Genomic DNA, 16,914 nt, shown 5'->3' on the forward strand with positions numbered 1-16,914 from the left:
CATCCATTCTAGAAACACCTACCCCATCAGCTAATTAAAATTCTTAATATACTGAATCACTAAATTTCTGCCCTGTTGTGGCACATGACCGTCAATCAATCTTGGATCAAATACGGTGTACTTTTTATCAAAAAGATTTTCAGCTTTCAGTTGAATTTTAGCATTATTATCCAAATTGAAAGAAACGGTGCCGCCGATGAGGTAGTAACTTGACTGCTCGAAATCATCGACAATTGACTCCGGGGGAGCAGGTATAAATGTTGTATCTCGCCAAATTGCATTTAAAGTTACTTCTACCACCTCTCTTTTATGAGTAAAGGCAAGTGCAGCAAACTTTTTAAAACTGCCATTTAATGGCTCATCAAATAACTGAGTGTATGCGCCTTGTATCCAAGTTGTACCACTCAGATTAAAATTAGCATTAACTTCAATACCCTGCATGCTCGTCTCAAAGACGTTATCAAATGTAAACTCCGCTTGTTCATCATCTATTGGTACTAGATTAATGAAGTCTTCAAGCTCATTATCAAATAACACTACATCAAACTGTTTAGACTCATCTTGATAGTGCCAAACAAGTTCTGTGGTTTTTACATACTCTGAAGTTAACTCCGAATTACCTGATGTAACATCATCGTTTGAGTTAAGTTCGTTGCTCACAGGGGTACGAAAAGACTCACCATATTGCAACTTAAAAGTGTTTGCCTCATCGTAACCATAAACGAACGCGAGCCTAGGCGATAATTTATCATCTATGTCTTTCACTTCGTCGTATCGTGCACCCGCGAACATACTCAGTTGCTCGCTAAACCGATACTTTGCTTGAACGTATCCAGCATAGGAATCAAAGTCTTGTCGCAACGGATAAAAAGGGGTGTAATCAGATATGGTTTGAATATCACCTAAATAAGTGTGGTTATAGATGATGATATCACCGGCACTTTGATCGTAATATGAGGTTCTAACGCCTGCTTTACTTTGTTCTTCTTTTGATAGCTCAACGCCAAAATTCCACTGTAACCGGTCGTTTTGTTTATAACCACCATCTAAGTTATAAGTTAAATCTCTGGATTGCCAAGCTGGACCAACTAAGAAGTCCCCTCCTTGCGTGATACCAATTTCTGCTGCTGTAACGATGAGTCCTGCACTTTCTATATTATGCTCAATAAAGCTTAGCTTATGCGTTAACTCTAGTTGCTCAGTAGCTTGCCAATGATACTCAAATCTTGCTGCATAGTTCTCACTTTTATGCTCGTTTTCAGGGGAATAACGGGAAAGATTTAAAAACTCATCGAGTTGAGTACGGTTAAACCTTACTTGCCATGTTAACGCTTGGTGGCTACCTCCAAATACAGCAAAAAGTGATTCTAATGGGTCTTTTACAGCACCTCCAAAATAGCTATCCCCTGAGCGTTTATTAAATGCTACATTGGCATAGAGCCGCGTTTTATCCGACACTTGCCTTGAAAGATTAATTGCTGCTTGCGCACTACCATGCTCACCATAGCCAACAGAAAGCTGATTATTACGTTTTTTGGTAATAATATTCATCACACCAAGAAAGGCGTTACTCCCATAGAGGGCAGAACCAGGACCCCGGATAAATTCAACTTTATTGATAATCTCAATCGGAATGTAAGGTGTGTAGACTGATGCTTTACCAAATGAGGACTCATTGAGCCTTTGGCCGTCAATCATCACTAACACATGTCCAGTATCCAAGTACACACCGCGAGTATGCTCTTTTGGCACAGCTCCTACCCAATCGCCTCGAGTAGATTGAAAGCCAGGTACGAAGTTCATTAAATCATAAACATTGTCGACACCTAGGCTATTTATTTGCTCTGAATTAAAAACAGTAATACTAGAGGGAACCGATGCTCTCGTTTCGTCGGTTTTGGTTGCGATAGAGACATTTACATTCAACAGCTCTTCAAATGAAAGCTGATAAAGGTCGGAGTCCGTAGCTTCTGGTTCAGCGACTACCGCAAAAGGAATTAATAATGGCGTGACTTTAATTAAAGCGCTTAAGTTTTTCATATTATACGAGCTCTATGTTCCCACACTTCACTCGTAGTGTTAGATTACTCTAACCTACGTAGCAGCATATGATTAACTTAATAATACTTGCTCCTAGCCACTACGCAAGTTTTTGATTAGCCTTTTCTTTTAGACTCTAAGCCGATGCCAACTTTCTCGCTTTGAAATATTTAAATAAACCAATTAAAGACGCTGCGATCCAAAATAGCTCAATCACAAAGCTTGCAAGGTTAAAGTTATAACAAAGACTAATCAGTAGTAGGATCGCACCACTTAAATTCATTAAGTTATACGTTAAACTATCGGGAGATGCCTTTTCCAGCTGTAGCATAAAGAATGCACCAACAACCAAGAAAGTGCCTGTCATACCGATGATATCGAACATTAAATCGATCATGTTTTTTCCATTTAGCAAGACCCAATAGGCTGGCCCAGTTCCATGGGAAGGGTCATTTTCATTCGTTGAAACAGCAAAGCCAAACGGCGAGATAGTAACAAATTGGAAAGTTCAAGACAGGACATTTGTCTGATAACAACAAAAAGTGAGCAATGAAAATTGAAGTAATTACTACTTGAAGGTGACCTTGCCACCAATTATTTTCAGTGCTGGCGCACCTCTCACTAATGTATCGCGGGCAAACTCTTGCTCACAATGAGGGCAGTTTATTTGGTTGGTGGTAAAATCTTGGGTGATCCGTTCTTTAAAACATTTAACTAGGCTGCCCTTGCCTCCCTTACGATACTTAAATAGCTGCTGGCGGCATCCTGCACAATAAATATCGACAGTTCTAACAGGGCCTTTTTTATTGGGTTTTGCCATACCGAATTAACTCATAATCCTGAGTACAAATGCAATGAGCGTAAACTGTAACACATGATAGCCACCGTTGACTAAAAACAGTTTCATCGGGCGCTGCTCAAATATATAGCTTATTCCTAATGAACAGGCGACGAAAAAGATCCCCACACCAAACCCAACTCCGGTAGCCGCTAGCAAAGAGAGCGATAGATCAAGCATCACCGCCATAAACACAGCGGATAACAAAGACAACAAAAATGCGACGCCAAAAGTCATCTTGGGATCGCTCGTTTGTAGGTCAAGCTCTGTCAGTCCACATCCCTCCATCCAGGCTTTTTGAAACAGCATAGGCGAATACCAAATACCACCTAACATAAAGGAAGACAAAGCGGCGAGAATAATTGCCCAAAGGTTTAATGCTTCAAATGAGATTATCATCGACTAACTCAGCATATTTCATTTTATTTAATAATGAGTATAAGTGAAAACCTACTTATAAACAGGTTTCTTTTGTAATTTCCTCTGCAGCGTTCTTCTGTGCATGTTAAGTTGCCGCGCGGTTTCAGAGATATTACCTTCATTTGCCTTTAAAACTTGCTGAATATGTTCCCACTCTAGTCGTTCTGGAGACATGACTTCTTCCACAATTTCTTGGCCTTTCTCTCCCAATAGCGTTTGTACTATCAAGCTGGTACTTGCAGGTTTAGTTAAGTAGTCGTCAGCGCCCAATTTTATCGCCTCAACCGCAGTCGCAATGCTGGCATAACCCGTTAATAATACAATGCGAGCATTTGCATTGAGCTGCTTGATTTGTGTTATGAAGTTTATTGAGTTGGCCTCGCCAAGTTTCATATCCAATAATATGTAGCCGAAAATCTCTTGTTTACACGCCACCTGCATATCTTCAATGGAAGTAACATGTTCAACACTAAAACCTTGTTTTTCCAAGCGCCTTATTAATGTCTGCGCATAAGGCAGATCATCTTCAACAAGCAGTAACTTCATCACTCACCTTTGGTAGTTTAACTGTACATTTAGTGCCATAAGTAAGGTCGCTTTCAATCAGCAGATGTCCACCAAGCCGTTCAATTGTCGCATGACTCAGCAGTACCGCCATGCCAAGCCCTGATTCACTATTCACTACATTGTGCCCTAACTGCGCTAGCCTTTCTTCTGCAATTCCCTCACCTCTATCGAGTATGGTGATCACATGTTCAGTCGGCGCGGAGATAAATACCACGTCGATGTCAGTCTGTTTTGCTTGCTCATTTGCTCGCACACCGTTGCTAATAAGATTTAGAATCGAAGGGATCAACATAGGATCATCGCACAGTGCCCCCTGAACATTAGTGATATCGAACCGAAAATGCTGCTGTGGATATTGTAAATTCGTTAATTCTTTTAACTGCTCAGCAAGATGCACTGCGGTTATCATCTGTTTTGACGCTGACTTTAAATACTCAGTAAATTCTCTAAAGACATTAAGCTGCTCCTTACATTTTCCAAGAGGTTCTGACATTTCTTGAACACATGCCTCTTTTGGATACGACTCCTCTAGCTCTTCGTGTAATAGCGCCAGATGTGCGATTGGCGTGGCGAGTTGATGGGTCGCTTGTGCCGCTGCACTACCTAGTGCGATTAATTGCTCTTGCTGAAGTTGCTGCTCTCGTAACATTGCAATTGCCCTTTCTTTTTTTCGATTTTGCTTTACCAATATGCTTACGACGGTAACAACGACTATGATAGTGAAAGTAAAGTTTACTAACATCCCGAGCAAGTGAGTGCTCATGTCCATGTGGTGGACATGTTCATGAGACATTTTTATATAAAGATAAAGATAAGCGCCAATCGCCCCAGCCGACACCATCAACATATTGATAGTTGGAATCGTTACTGCTGCAATAACCGTTGGCAGTACCAACAAGGACACGAAAGCATTGGTTGCTCCGCCGGTCAGGTCCAACAAAATAGTAAGAAACAAAATATCCGCCAACAATTGCATTGTCATACCAATAGGCGCTGCTTCTTTTGTGTTACGGTAGGCGTATATACTTAACAGCTGAAATACCGACTCCGCAGCTACCACTGCAACTACCGAAACAAAATCAAATTGTTTACCAAAAACGACAGCCGCTATCGCTAGCATCACAATTTGGATAGCGATTGCCACTGACCGCAACAGCAAAAGTTGGCCCAATGCAGAGTTCGGAGAAAACGCAATTTTCATGAAAATGTAAGAAGCTAAGCTAAGATAAAAGAATTATACCTAATCTAACAAAAATAGGTGTGATCGAGGTCAGTTATATCGCGTTAATACGAACCTCTGCTTCGCTTTTATGGCAATACTGTGAAGGATTTGGTATAAATAAAAAATTGGCCAACTGGTCGGATTAGATTAAGAGACACTATGGTTTATGCAAAAATTACGGGCTGGGGAAAGTGTATTCCACCAGCTAGCATCAGTAATGATGAAATTAGTACTATCGTTGACACAAATGATGAATGGATAAGTACGAGAACAGGTATCAAATCCAGACGCGTTAGCCATGTTAGCACTGCAGAGCTTGCAACAGTGGCCAGTCAACACGCTTTGGCATGTGCAGGGCTTGAAGGTAAAGATATCGATCTTGTGCTACTTGCCACCTGTACACCGTCAACTATGGTGGCAAATACAGCTTCTTTAGTACAAAAAAATATTGGCGCTGTTGGTGCTGCAGCATGTGATACCAATGCAGCCTGTTCAGGCTTTTTGTATGCATTACAAAATGCTACCGCACAGATCCAAGCCGGTATGATTAAAAGAGCCGTAGTTGTTGCAGCTGAGCGTATGACTTGGTATGTAAACTGGGCAAAGCGTGACAGCGCAGTATTATTTGGCGACGGTGCTGGTGCTGTCGTGCTTGAAGCAAGTGACGAACCAACCGGGTTATTAGGCACCAAAACTGGCTGTGATAGCACAGATAGAAGTATATTACACATTCCAAACTATGGTACTGATATGGACCGCTGTGCAAGCACCGGACCTTCTGACCTCTCTTTTGAGGGACGTGAAATCTTTAAGCGTGCTGTAAAAGGTATGAGTGAAGCATGTGATGATGTACTCAACCAAGCACAGCTATCACTAGAAGACATCGATGTACTTATCCCGCATCAAGCTAATCTTCGTATCATTCAAGCTATCCAAAATCGCTTGGAAATTGCAGATGATAAAGTCATGGTTAATATCGACAAGTATGGTAATACCTCAGCTGCAACAATTGCAATTGCACTGTGTGAAGCTGTCGAAAATGGTCTTATTAAGCCACACGCTAATATTATGTCGGCGGCATTTGGCGCAGGATTAACCTGGGCTGCCAGCTATTTGAAATGGGGAGAAAGAACGACCCCAATTGCAGTGTCGGATGCACGTTTACCTGATTGCGATAAAACAGGCCTTGAATTGATTGCACCAGCAGTGGCCGCAAGTCAAGCTCAATAAGTAACCTATTCTCTCTAGTTACTGAAACTTAGGGTTAATTGCTCGATTTTGCCCTTGGGTGGGTGGTAATATTGCAATATTATTATCGCTCATCCAAGGAGTTTACTGTGCTCAAAGCGCATACCGAGATCAGTCAATTAGAACCACAAGCAATTTGGAAGTTTTTTGACCAAATTTGTGCCATTCCCCATCCTTCAAAACACGAAGAAGCACTAGCAAGCTTTATTGTTGACTGGGCTAAAAGCAAAAATTTAGACGTACGTCGTGATGAAACTGGTAATGTGTTCATCAAAAAACCTGCGACAAGTGGCATGGAAAATCGTAAGCCCGTTGTATTGCAAGCGCACATTGATATGGTGCCACAAAAAAATGATGATACAGCACACGACTTCGTTACTGATCCAATCAAGCCATATGTTGATAATGGCTGGGTAACTGCAACTGGCACGACGCTAGGTGCAGACAATGGTATCGGCATGGCCTCATGTTTAGCCGTTTTAGACGCTGACGATATCAAGCACGGTCCACTTGAAGTATTACTAACCGTTGATGAAGAAGCAGGTATGAGCGGCGCGTTTGGTTTGCAATCTGGCTGGTTAGACGGTGAAATCCTACTTAACACCGATTCAGAGCAAGAAGGCGAGATCTACATGGGTTGCGCAGGTGGTGTAGATGCATCCTTAACTCTACAACTCTCGCGAGAAGCGTTACCTAAACACCATAAAATCTTTGAGCTGTCTCTAAAAGGCTTACGCGGCGGACATTCTGGTGTCGACATTCACACAGGTCGCGCCAACGCCAATAAATTGCTCGCAAGATTCTTAAAGCATCATATCGCAGACTTTGACCTAAGACTTATCGAGATCAGAGGCGGCTCCCTGCGTAATGCAATTCCGCGCGAAGCATACGCAGTCATTAGTTTTAATGAAGCGAAAATAAGCGAGTTCCAAACGCTGATTGAAACTTATGAAACCATCATTAAGCAAGAGTTATGTGCCATAGAAACCGGGATCACATTTGCACTCAGCACTTCAACAAGCACCACATTGCCAATGAGCCAAGCTTCTAAAAGTAAAGTATTAGCGCTTCTCAATGCTTGCCCTAATGGTGTTGTACGCATGAGCGACGATATACCTGGTGTTGTTGAAACCTCACTTAATATGGGCGTAATTTCTACTACAGATAACAGTCTAGAAGTCCTATGTTTGATCCGTTCATTAATTGATTCTGGTCGCAGTGATGTCGAGGGTATGTTGCGTTCACTGGCTGAGCTGACGCAAGCTGATATTGAATTTAGTGGTGCTTACCCAGGCTGGAAGCCTGATCCAAGCTCAGAAGTATTAGCTATTTTCCGTGATATGTATGAATCAATCTACGGTGAAAAACCGCATATAATGGTTATTCATGCTGGCCTTGAATGTGGTTTGTTCAAAGAACCTTACCCGAACATGGATATGATTTCTTTCGGTCCAACCATCAAATTTCCACACTCTCCCGAGGAAAAGGTAGAAATTTCAAGCGTTGGTCTATATTGGCAGCAAATGAAAGGGATCTTAGAAAACATTCCTGAAAAGCAGTAAAATTAATCCAAAACTAATACCAATTTGACTTAATACTTGCTCAATTTGAGGGATTATATCTGACGCTAGCTGTGTTAAAAATTTATCATTTAGAACAACTAAATAGCAAAATTTTTGCCGGGCTATCGACAAGTTTTCTTGCCTAAAAATAGACCACTTAACTAAGTAAATTGGTATAATTACCATGAAATCATGTTGTTAGATAAACAAAAAGCCCAGCTAACATAGCTTGGGCTTTTAATAGAGTTAAGACTCTGCGATTAGCTAAACTTTTTCTCAAGATAACTAAACATAGTTCTAAGACCCAATGCTTCACCACCAACAGGTCTACCCGGTAATGCTCTTACGTTCCATGCCATCACGTCAAAATGTAGCCAAGGTGTCGTGGCTGGCTCAACAAATTCTTTTAGATACAATGCTGCTGTTATTGAGCCACCAAACGGCGTCGAACCACAGTTAGCAATGTCTGCGATATCGCTCTTGAATAGCGCCTTATACTGATCAAACAAAGGCAGTTGCCAAATAGGATCCGCATTACCCAGACCAATTTCCATTAGCTCAGAAGCAATCGCTTGATCTGTAGAATAAAAACCAGGCAGTTCAGTGCCAAGGGCGATGCGACACGCACCTGTCAAGGTTGCAAAATCGATCAATAGCTCTGGCGCTTCTGTTTGCGCTTCAGCCAATGCGTCACATAAAACCAAGCGTCCTTCGGCATCGGTATTATCAATTTCAACCGTAATACCTTTACGTGTTTTGATCACATCACCTGGCCTAAAGGCATTGCGAGACACCGCATTTTCTACCGCAGGGATAAGTACGCGTAATCTAACAGGCAGCTTAGCCGCCATAATCATATTAGCCAACGCGATAACATGAGCCGCTCCGCCCATGTCTTTTTTCATATTACGCATTCCAGACGCTGGCTTTAAGTCCAGACCACCAGAGTCAAAACATACGCCTTTACCAACTAAAGTAAGTTTTGCGTGGTTTTCGTCACCCCAACGTAAATCAAGCAAACGCGGAGCATTATCACTCGCACGGCCCACCATGTGAATCGTTGGGTAGTTTTGCTCTAACAACTCATCACCTATGATTTGTTCAAATGATGCTCCGTATTGCTCGGCAAGCTCTTCCATTACTTCAGCCATGTGCTGAGGCATCATATCGGCAGCCGGTGTGTTTACCAGATCTCTTGCAAGATTAATAGACTCGACAGCCGCTTTTACTTTGGCATATACCTTCGCATCTTCGATAGCAAGCTTTGCGACAATCGCTGGCAATTCTTTATAAGCAGAAAATTGATACGCCCCCAGTAAAAACGCAATAGCGTGGCTTTCAACTTGCTCTGAAGCGATATCAATAAAATAAGTGCCTTTTGGTAATTGCTTTGCAAGATCGCCCAATAGCCAAAAATCATCGTCTTCAGCAATAACAATAACTCGCTCAACTTCTCCAGAATCAGCATTCGGAATAAGAATATTTTTTTGCGATTGAAGTTGTGCGGTTTTTACGAAAAGCTGCGTCGTACTTGACTGCTGCGCTTGCCATGACGCTAATTCTGCAGCGGAGAAGATAGAAATGGGTGTACCCATAGCAGAGTGAGCGAGTAGGTTGTTCATGTAGGCCTCAAATTTATTATATTCGTACTTAGATTACCAAGGCTAAAAAGAAAATTCACTGTTCCTTGGTTTTTGTTGGCTTTTTTTTCAAATTGAATGAGCTAGGCAAAACATCCACGCCCACTAATTGACCAACCTTTACGATTATCGGAATGGTAATGGGGGCAAAAGGTAAAACTGCAAACACACCCAGTCCTAACCCTTTGAGAATATCCACTAGTTGAGCGTTTGCTGTTTTTAGCTCAGCCTTATGCGCTCGCCCCAAAGTATATCGCTTGTATATCTCAAGCATTTCTTTAGTTTCTTGTTTCTCTTGTTCTAGTGCGCATTTGAGCGCAATCATTGCTCTGCGCAATCTTATTTGCTGTCTGCGTTTACTGATCCGAGCAACGCGCATCGGTGCTTTATGGACAACTTTGATCAGTTTCATTAATAAACTCAAAGATAGTGTTGTCCAGAGTCTATCAAAATTTTTAGCACTTTAGCTATTAGCCATTGGTACAAATTACCTATTCTAGCGAGCAAAGTTATACGTAAAGTGTGCAAAACAATGGACTAGTACAAAATCAACCCCAATTACCACACAAAACTGTACAATAATCACCCACACAAAGACTAGCATCCAACACTGTTTAATTAATCTACAAAAACTGAATAATGAAATTTCAGTAAACTAGCCAAATTTTGTAACAACAAATTTTAAGCTGCTGGGTGTTTATCTAGAAAAGCAGTTAAAGTGCTCAAAATTTCATTTTCAACAATAACTTATCATGCAAATTTTGTAATTCTTCTTAGCCTAAACAAAAAGTTATTAAGAAAGTTGCAGTTTCAGAAATCACTGCTAATTTTAAAAAAGCGCTTGCCAACACATAGCAAATTAAATTATATGTGTATTAAAGGTAAAAATATTATAAATGACCTTTTTTATTGGTATGACAACAACAATCAACTGGGGAAACAGGATGAAACTAAAAAGTAACACGCTGCGCCGTGCAATTCGCTTCGCGCTAGCTTCAGCAGCAACTACTTCACTTCTTACCACTACCGTAATGGCTGAAGAAGCCAATCAAACAAAAGCTAAAGCAGATGAAAAAGTCGAAAAAATCGCCGTTGTAGGTTCTCGAGCGGCGCCTCGCTCTGTGGGCGAGTCACCGGTACCTATCGACATCATCGGTGCAGAAGATATGTCAAAGGCGGCAGGTTCTGACATGCTCGAGTTACTGAAAGGATCGGTACCGTCTTTGAACGTACACGCGAATCCAATCAGTGATGCAGCAACGTTAGTAAGGCCAGCTAACTTACGCGGATTGCCTGCAGATAGTACGCTGATTTTGTTAAACGGTAAGCGTCGCCACCGTTCATCGGTGATTGCCTTTTTAGGTGGTGGTATTAACGACGGTGCACAGGGCCCTGATATTTCAGTGATCCCGAGTATTGCACTAAAACAAGTTGAAGTACTTCGTGATGGTGCAGCAGCACAGTACGGTTCAGATGCAATCGCAGGTGTAATGAACTTTGTACTTAAAGACGCGAGCGAAGGGGGTTCTTTCTCTATTCGTCAAGGCGAATACTACGAAGGTGACGGCGATACGACGGTGATTGAAGGTAACGTAGGTCTGCCATTTACGGATGATGGATTTGCTAACTTAAGCTTTCAGTACAAAGAAGCGGACGCGACTAGCCGCAGTGTTCAACGTCCTGATGCAGCAGCATACATTGGCGCCGGAGTTGAAGGCGTTGGTGACCCAGCACAAATTTGGGGTGCACCAGAAATCAAAGACGATATCAGTATCTTTGGTAACATTGGTGTAGACGTCACTGACAATGCTCGATTCTATATGTTTGGTAACTACTCTGAGCGAGACGTTAAAGGCGGATTCTATTATCGAAACCCTCAAACCCGTCCAGGTGTTTATTCTAACGATGGTGGCGAAACCTTACTCGTAGGCGATCTAGATGGCGTAGGTGTTGGCATTGAGTGTCCAGTCGTTAATCTAACGGATAAAAATGTAGCGAATATCCCGGCATATCAATTAATTGCGGCTGATACAGAGTTAGGTAGAAACTGTTTTGCCTTTAATGAAATTTTACCAGGCGGCTTTACTCCAAACTTTGGTGGTAACATCACTGATACCTCTCTAACTATTGGTGTTGAAGGGGAATTTAAAGATGGTTTCCTTGAAGGCGGTTTTTGGGATTTGAGTGGCTCGGTGGGCCGTAACGAATCACGTTATTTCATCACTAATACTGTGAATGCCTCTCTTGGCGCTGATACACCAATGGACTTCAGCCCTGGTAAATACATCCAACTGGAAAAGAATTTTAATTTCGATGTGTCGAAAGGCTATGATTTTGACCTAGCTTACGATGTAAACGTTGCAGCAGGTCTTGAGTGGCATGAAGAAACATTCGAAGTACTTTCAGGTGACGAAGCATCATTTATTGCAGGACCGCTGACTGAGCAAGGCTTTGGGATAGGTTCAAATGGTTTCCCTGGATTTAAACCTTCTGCAGCAGGAGAATACACTCGTCGTAACTATGCCGCTTATGTAGATATTGAAACACCATTTACTGAAGACTTTATGATGGGGTGGGCACTTCGTTACGAAGATTACGATTCATTTGGTTCGACTACAAACTTTAAGATCACAGGTCAATATCATGTTACCGAAGACTTCTCGGTTCGTGGTTCAATCAGTACCGGTTTCCGCGCACCAACGGTAGGTCAAGCTAACGTGTCTAACGTACAGACAAACTTAAGCAGTGGTGTATTGGTAGATTCAGCACTATTACCACCAACAAACCCTGTTTCAGAGCAGCTTGGTGGTACTGAATTGACTCCTGAAGAGTCAGAAAGTTATACACTAGGTGCGGTATATCGCTCTGGCGACTTATTTATTACGCTAGATTACTACAACATTGAAGTAACTGACCGTCTAAGCCAGTCTGAAAAAATCGTTTTAAGTGATGCTGACAAAGCAGCCCTTAAAGCGGCGGGTGTTCCTAACGTTGATAACTTGGCGCAGGTGAGCTTCTTCACTAACGACTTCGATACCACGACTCAAGGTATCGACTTAGTTGGTAACTATTCTATGGATATGCTGGGTGGCTATGCCACATTCAGTGCAGCATACAACTGGAATGAAACTGAAGTAGACCGCTTCTCTGCTATCACAGGTGACTTCAAGGTATCTCGTTTAGAAAACGACTTACCGAAGCACAGAGGCACATTAACTTGGGCTCAGCAATGGGATAACTTCTCAGGCTTTGTTCGTATGAACTACTTTGGCGAATACCAAGGCGTTCACGTCGATTATGATGCAACAGCAAAAACAGCGGATGCGACAATCACATTTGATGCAGAGCTTACCTACTTTGCAACAGATTCAATCAGTCTGTCTGTTGGTGCAAATAATATCTTTGACCAAGATGCAGAAGAACTAGACTTCTTTGACGCTACAGGTATCCCAAATAACAACTGGGGTGGCAAATACTATGAAACTTCACCATATGGTATTAATGGTGGTTTCTACTATGTGAAAGCAACCTATACGTTCTAACTTTTACTGTAACCCAGAAACAAAGGCGAACTAGCATTAGCTATTTCGCCTTTTTATTTTTATCCTATATAGCAAAGCAGTTAATTTTGAATACAAACATGTTGTTATTAAAGCGAGCCAACGAATTATTAGCCGAAAACAAGCTTAGAGAAGCAGAGTTTATGTACAAGTCGGTACTTAAACAGTCACCTAACAACGGTCCTGCTCTATTTGGTTTAGGCCGCATTTGCATGCGTTTAGAGCAGTACGATAACGCAATCTACTATTTAAAAAGAGCATGCGAACATTTACCAAAAATGCTTGAGCCACTCTTCGCATTGGCCGATGCGTTTTTAGCCGTAGGTTCACCGGTTGACGCAAAAACCGTACTTGAATACACCTTAAGCGTGGCAAAACATAATGCCCAAGCCCATTACCAGCTCGGTCAATTTTATCTGGACTACGGCTTTATTGAACAAGCTAAAAATGTCTTTAAAGCGGGGTTAGATTGCCCTCATAGTACAGTGACTGCCTTTATGCTATACGAACTGGTACAGATGTCCTCAGCCAAAGAATTACCTGCATACTTAGCAATTCTAGAAAAATTGGAAAATGAGTTTGAAGCACCGAGACTAAAAACTGTGGTTCACTATGCGCTTGCTAAGTGTCATGAACAATTAGGTAACTTTAATGCAGCTCAAGATAACTATGCTTTAGCGAATGATACACAGCTGCTGATGAGCGAGTTTCGTACTGTAGACATGCTGCCATTTTTTGAATCAATCAAGCTGCATTGTGGCAAAGCGTTTTTTGATAAACCTAGTGATAGGGTTAAGACAACATTTACGCCTGTTTTTATTGTTGGTTTGCCAAGAACTGGTTCGACTCTCCTAGAACAAATGCTAGTGCAACATTCACATGTTGGTACACTAGGCGAGAATACCGTGATCAGCGATAAAATTGTCCCTTACCTCAGTAAACGCAATAATGCAGAGTTCCCAGCTTGTTTAGACCAACTAAGTAACTCTATGTTAGACCATTGCCGTATACTCTATGTCGACGAGATAAAGCGGCATCGAGTGCCGGAAGAAGTGGTGATCAATAAACTTCCAGCTAACTTTCAAAATCTTGGGTTAATCCACAAACTTTTCCCTGAGGCACGAATTATTCATTTAACTCGTAACCTCAATGCTACAGCCTGGTCTGTCTATAGTAATCATTTCGCCGAAAGCGAGCCCTACTTTTGCTCCTTAAGCGAATTTGCCTTGTATGCGCAAGCGCAAAGCGACTTGATGTCACATTTTAACCAATTTATGAAAAGAGATATTTTTACGCTCAGTTACGAACAACTTATTGCAGAGCCTGAAAAGACTATTAAACAATGCTTAAGCTTTTTATATCAAAAATACGAGCCAGAATGCTTGGAGTTTCACAAATCTAAAAAGCCGGTCCATACCTTAAGTAAGGCGCAGGTCAGAAAGCCAATCAGCACGCAGCCACTAGAAAAGTGGCAGCGCTATGAAGCGTTTATCGAGAAGATGATTGCTCAACCGCAAAGCGACCAAACCACGCCAGCAAATCTTTAAACTGATCATCACGTGCATGTTTATGGGTTAACATGTCTATGTGCCCATAATTGTGCCGATGGCCGTGCTTTTTCCCATAAATTCTGAGTTCTTGCATCCCCTTTCCCGATTCACGAATAAATGCTTGAATATCGACAGGTTGTGCCAGTGCTTTATCTTTAACGCCCGCAATATGCAAGATTGGAGGTAACGTCATGTCTTGTAATACTACGGCATAATTAAAACCGTCATCGGAGTCCACCCATGGGTGCTTCCGTGCCCAATCAGCGCTTTGAGCATGTGATTTTAAAGACTCATCATCACTTCCCCAACCAAGTCTTTTCGCAGGTAAGTATCCATGCTTTTTCGAATAATAATGCGCAACGTTAAACCATATTAGATTTGCTTTCAGTAATTTGCTCGGGTGATTGTTATGTAAACTACGCTTAGAACCAAAATAAACACATGCATTAACATGTTGGATTTCTTCAGGAAAGCGTGCAAAAACACAATTCATCAATACACCTCCCCAAGAATGCGCAATCCAATATTGTGCTCTAGATCCGGTATATCGTTCGATAAAATTCAGCATTTCAGGGATTTCGTGCAAGATTGATTCAGTTTGACCATAATCCGCTTCAGCGTCGATTTTAGGTATGCTCTCTCCTCGCCCACGAAGATCACCAACAAAACAGCGATAGCCGTGTTCAGCTAAAAAAGGCGCTAGCCCTTTATTGCTTTCAGTATAAAAAATTTTGCCATTTTCAACCGCACCATGCATGAAAAACACAACAGGGCCGCTACTACCCGGTTTCGCTATATATCTGAGGTGGAGTTTATGTCCATCTGCTATATCTACTAATAGTGATTTTTGCTCTATCATTTCTTTGTTTTTATTCTTTGAACACTAGCCTCATCGTACCAGTTGACTGATTGATAAGTAAACTCTTAAACGAAGCAAATAAAGAGGTTGATATGCCTTTAATATAAAGCCTGTATTCAAGACTTAAGCGTTCGATTAAAAGTGTTATAATCCTTTTTATTTATTCGAAGAATCCTGTGCACCCAAGAAACAAGCATAATTCAGGCTATGATCTAGACAAGCTCATGGCGATTGAACCCGCTTTAAAGAATTTTACTTACAACCGAGCTGATGGCATAAAAAGTATCGACTTCACTAATCCAGATGCCGTAAAACTGTTGAATAAAGCACTGCTTAAGTCAGACTACGATATACAAGTTTGGGATATCCCCGCACAGTTTTTATGCCCTCCGGTTCCGGGCAGAGCAGACTATATCCATGCGCTGAAAGATCTCTTAGATGAAAGTAACTTGCCCGATAAGGTGCAAGGCGTAGATATTGGCACTGGTGCCAATTTGATCTATCCCATCTTAGGATCAAGAGAGTATAACTGGCGCTTTGTTGCCTCTGATATCAATCCTCTTGCTGTGAAGTGTGCCAAAACCATCGCAGAACTAAATAGGTTGCCGGTAAAAGTGATGCAACAAAAGCAGCCTAATCACTTTTTTAAAACGATAATAAAAGCAAACCAGTTTTATCATTTTTCAATGTGTAACCCACCCTTCCATGCCAGTGAAGCAGATGCAAACAAGGGCACGCAAAGAAAGTGGAAAAATCTTAACCGAGCACCACAAGCCTCGCTAAACTTTGGCGGCCAAGCTCAAGAGTTATGGTGTGAAGGTGGAGAAAAGCGCTTTATATTGGATATGATCTCTGAGAGCGTCACTTTCAAAGAGCAAGTTTATTGGTTTACTTCCCTTATCTCGAATAAAGACAACGTAAAACCACTTAAACAACAACTTAAACAGGTCGCTGCCGAGCAAGTGAAAGTGATCGAGATGGAACAAGGTAATAAGACAAGCCGTTTTATCGCCTGGAGTTTTTTCAAACCTTAGCGATGTGTATATGGTGGACGCGAGTTCACCTCGCGATGTGTTAATTGGCTTGCAAGGTTTTAAATCCCAAACAGAAAAAACCGTTGTATTGTTGAAACGGGTTTTGGAATACATGTTTTTTACTGAAACTTCATTGCAAACCATCGGCGGGTGAACCACCTCCTACGATGCAGTGTATATGGTAGTAGGAGCGAGTTTACCTCGCGATGTGTTGATTGGCTTACGAGGTTTTTAAATCACACATAGCAAAAACCCGTCGCATTGCTGCAACGGGTTTCTCTTATTTGGCCCTGGCGATGTTCTACTTTCACATGGGTAATCCACACTATCATCGACGCTGTTTTGTTTCACTTCTGAGTTCGGCATGGGGTCAG

Annotated in this window: 14 protein-coding genes; 5 read left to right on the forward strand and 9 right to left on the reverse strand. The window is 41.8% G+C overall.

All coding sequences use genetic code 11. The features are described from left to right. Positions 1–30 precede the first annotated feature (30 nt). From NH462_RS17670 to NH462_RS17695, 6 genes are all read right to left on the reverse strand, one after another. Positions 31–2,040, reverse strand: a complete 2,010-nt coding sequence (locus NH462_RS17670; RefSeq protein WP_253106933.1) for a TonB-dependent receptor — start codon at positions 2,038–2,040, stop codon at positions 31–33. Between the two features lie 136 nt (positions 2,041–2,176). Continuing rightward, a complete protein-coding gene (locus NH462_RS17675; protein WP_010379248.1) occupies positions 2,177–2,437 on the reverse strand; it encodes a hypothetical protein in 261 nt (86 codons plus the stop codon). Between the two features lie 171 nt (positions 2,438–2,608). Beyond that, the gene (locus NH462_RS17680; RefSeq protein WP_010379245.1) at positions 2,609–2,860 is read right to left on the reverse strand and encodes a hypothetical protein; all 252 of its coding nucleotides are present in this window, start codon (positions 2,858–2,860) and stop codon (positions 2,609–2,611) included. A gap of 6 nt (positions 2,861–2,866) precedes the next feature. Continuing rightward, positions 2,867–3,277 carry a DUF1761 domain-containing protein gene (locus tag NH462_RS17685; protein ID WP_253106935.1) on the reverse strand — a complete coding sequence of 137 codons (411 nt, stop codon included), beginning with the start codon at positions 3,275–3,277 and terminating at the stop codon, positions 2,867–2,869. A gap of 51 nt (positions 3,278–3,328) precedes the next feature. Beyond that, positions 3,329–3,844 (reverse strand): response regulator, encoded by a 516-nt coding sequence (locus tag NH462_RS17690; protein WP_010379240.1) that lies wholly within the window; start codon positions 3,842–3,844, stop codon positions 3,329–3,331. Continuing rightward, positions 3,825–5,009 (reverse strand): ATP-binding protein, encoded by a 1,185-nt coding sequence (locus tag NH462_RS17695; protein ID WP_253106937.1) that lies wholly within the window; start codon positions 5,007–5,009, stop codon positions 3,825–3,827. Before NH462_RS17695 ends, NH462_RS17690 begins: the two co-directional genes overlap by 20 nt. 237 nt (positions 5,010–5,246) lie before the next feature. Here NH462_RS17695 and NH462_RS17700 point away from each other — a divergent pair, with 237 nt between their 5' ends. Both NH462_RS17700 and NH462_RS17705 read left to right on the forward strand, forming a co-directional pair. Then, positions 5,247–6,317, forward strand: a complete 1,071-nt coding sequence (locus NH462_RS17700; protein WP_017216594.1) for a ketoacyl-ACP synthase III — start codon at positions 5,247–5,249, stop codon at positions 6,315–6,317. 107 nt (positions 6,318–6,424) lie between these two features. Further along, the gene (locus NH462_RS17705) at positions 6,425–7,897 is read left to right on the forward strand and encodes an aminoacyl-histidine dipeptidase (RefSeq protein WP_010379233.1); all 1,473 of its coding nucleotides are present in this window, start codon (positions 6,425–6,427) and stop codon (positions 7,895–7,897) included. A 260-nt stretch (positions 7,898–8,157) separates the two neighbouring features. Here the strand turns inward: NH462_RS17705 and NH462_RS17710 are convergent, their stop codons facing one another. Both NH462_RS17710 and NH462_RS17715 read right to left on the reverse strand, forming a co-directional pair. After that, positions 8,158–9,519, reverse strand: a complete 1,362-nt coding sequence (locus tag NH462_RS17710) for a leucyl aminopeptidase family protein (RefSeq protein WP_253106939.1) — start codon at positions 9,517–9,519, stop codon at positions 8,158–8,160. A 55-nt stretch (positions 9,520–9,574) separates the two neighbouring features. After that, positions 9,575–9,949, reverse strand: a complete 375-nt coding sequence (locus tag NH462_RS17715) for a hypothetical protein (protein WP_010379229.1) — start codon at positions 9,947–9,949, stop codon at positions 9,575–9,577. 532 nt (positions 9,950–10,481) lie between these two features. Between NH462_RS17715 and NH462_RS17720 the strand changes: the two genes are divergently transcribed. Both NH462_RS17720 and NH462_RS17725 read left to right on the forward strand, forming a co-directional pair. Next, entirely contained in the window at positions 10,482–13,079 is a 2,598-nt protein-coding gene (locus NH462_RS17720) for a TonB-dependent receptor (RefSeq protein WP_017216591.1), read from the forward strand. Positions 13,080–13,177: 98 nt separating this feature from the next. Further along, positions 13,178–14,644 (forward strand): tetratricopeptide repeat-containing sulfotransferase family protein, encoded by a 1,467-nt coding sequence (locus tag NH462_RS17725; RefSeq protein WP_253106941.1) that lies wholly within the window; start codon positions 13,178–13,180, stop codon positions 14,642–14,644. Here the strand turns inward: NH462_RS17725 and NH462_RS17730 are convergent. Then, positions 14,586–15,506: an alpha/beta fold hydrolase gene (locus tag NH462_RS17730; RefSeq protein WP_253106943.1), complete on the reverse strand. Its 921-nt coding sequence runs from the start codon at positions 15,504–15,506 to the stop codon at positions 14,586–14,588. The genes NH462_RS17725 and NH462_RS17730 overlap by 59 nt on opposite strands. A 176-nt stretch (positions 15,507–15,682) precedes the next feature. On the opposite strand from NH462_RS17730, the gene rlmF reads away from it, so the two are divergent. After that, positions 15,683–16,540 carry a 23S rRNA (adenine(1618)-N(6))-methyltransferase RlmF gene (gene rlmF, locus NH462_RS17735; RefSeq protein WP_253106945.1) on the forward strand — a complete coding sequence of 286 codons (858 nt, stop codon included), beginning with the start codon at positions 15,683–15,685 and terminating at the stop codon, positions 16,538–16,540. The last annotated feature ends 374 nt before the right edge of the window (positions 16,541–16,914 follow it).

The sequence above is a fragment of the Pseudoalteromonas sp. OANN1 genome (genome assembly GCF_024124685.1).
Taxonomy (GTDB): Bacteria; Pseudomonadota; Gammaproteobacteria; order Enterobacterales; family Alteromonadaceae; genus Pseudoalteromonas; species Pseudoalteromonas piscicida.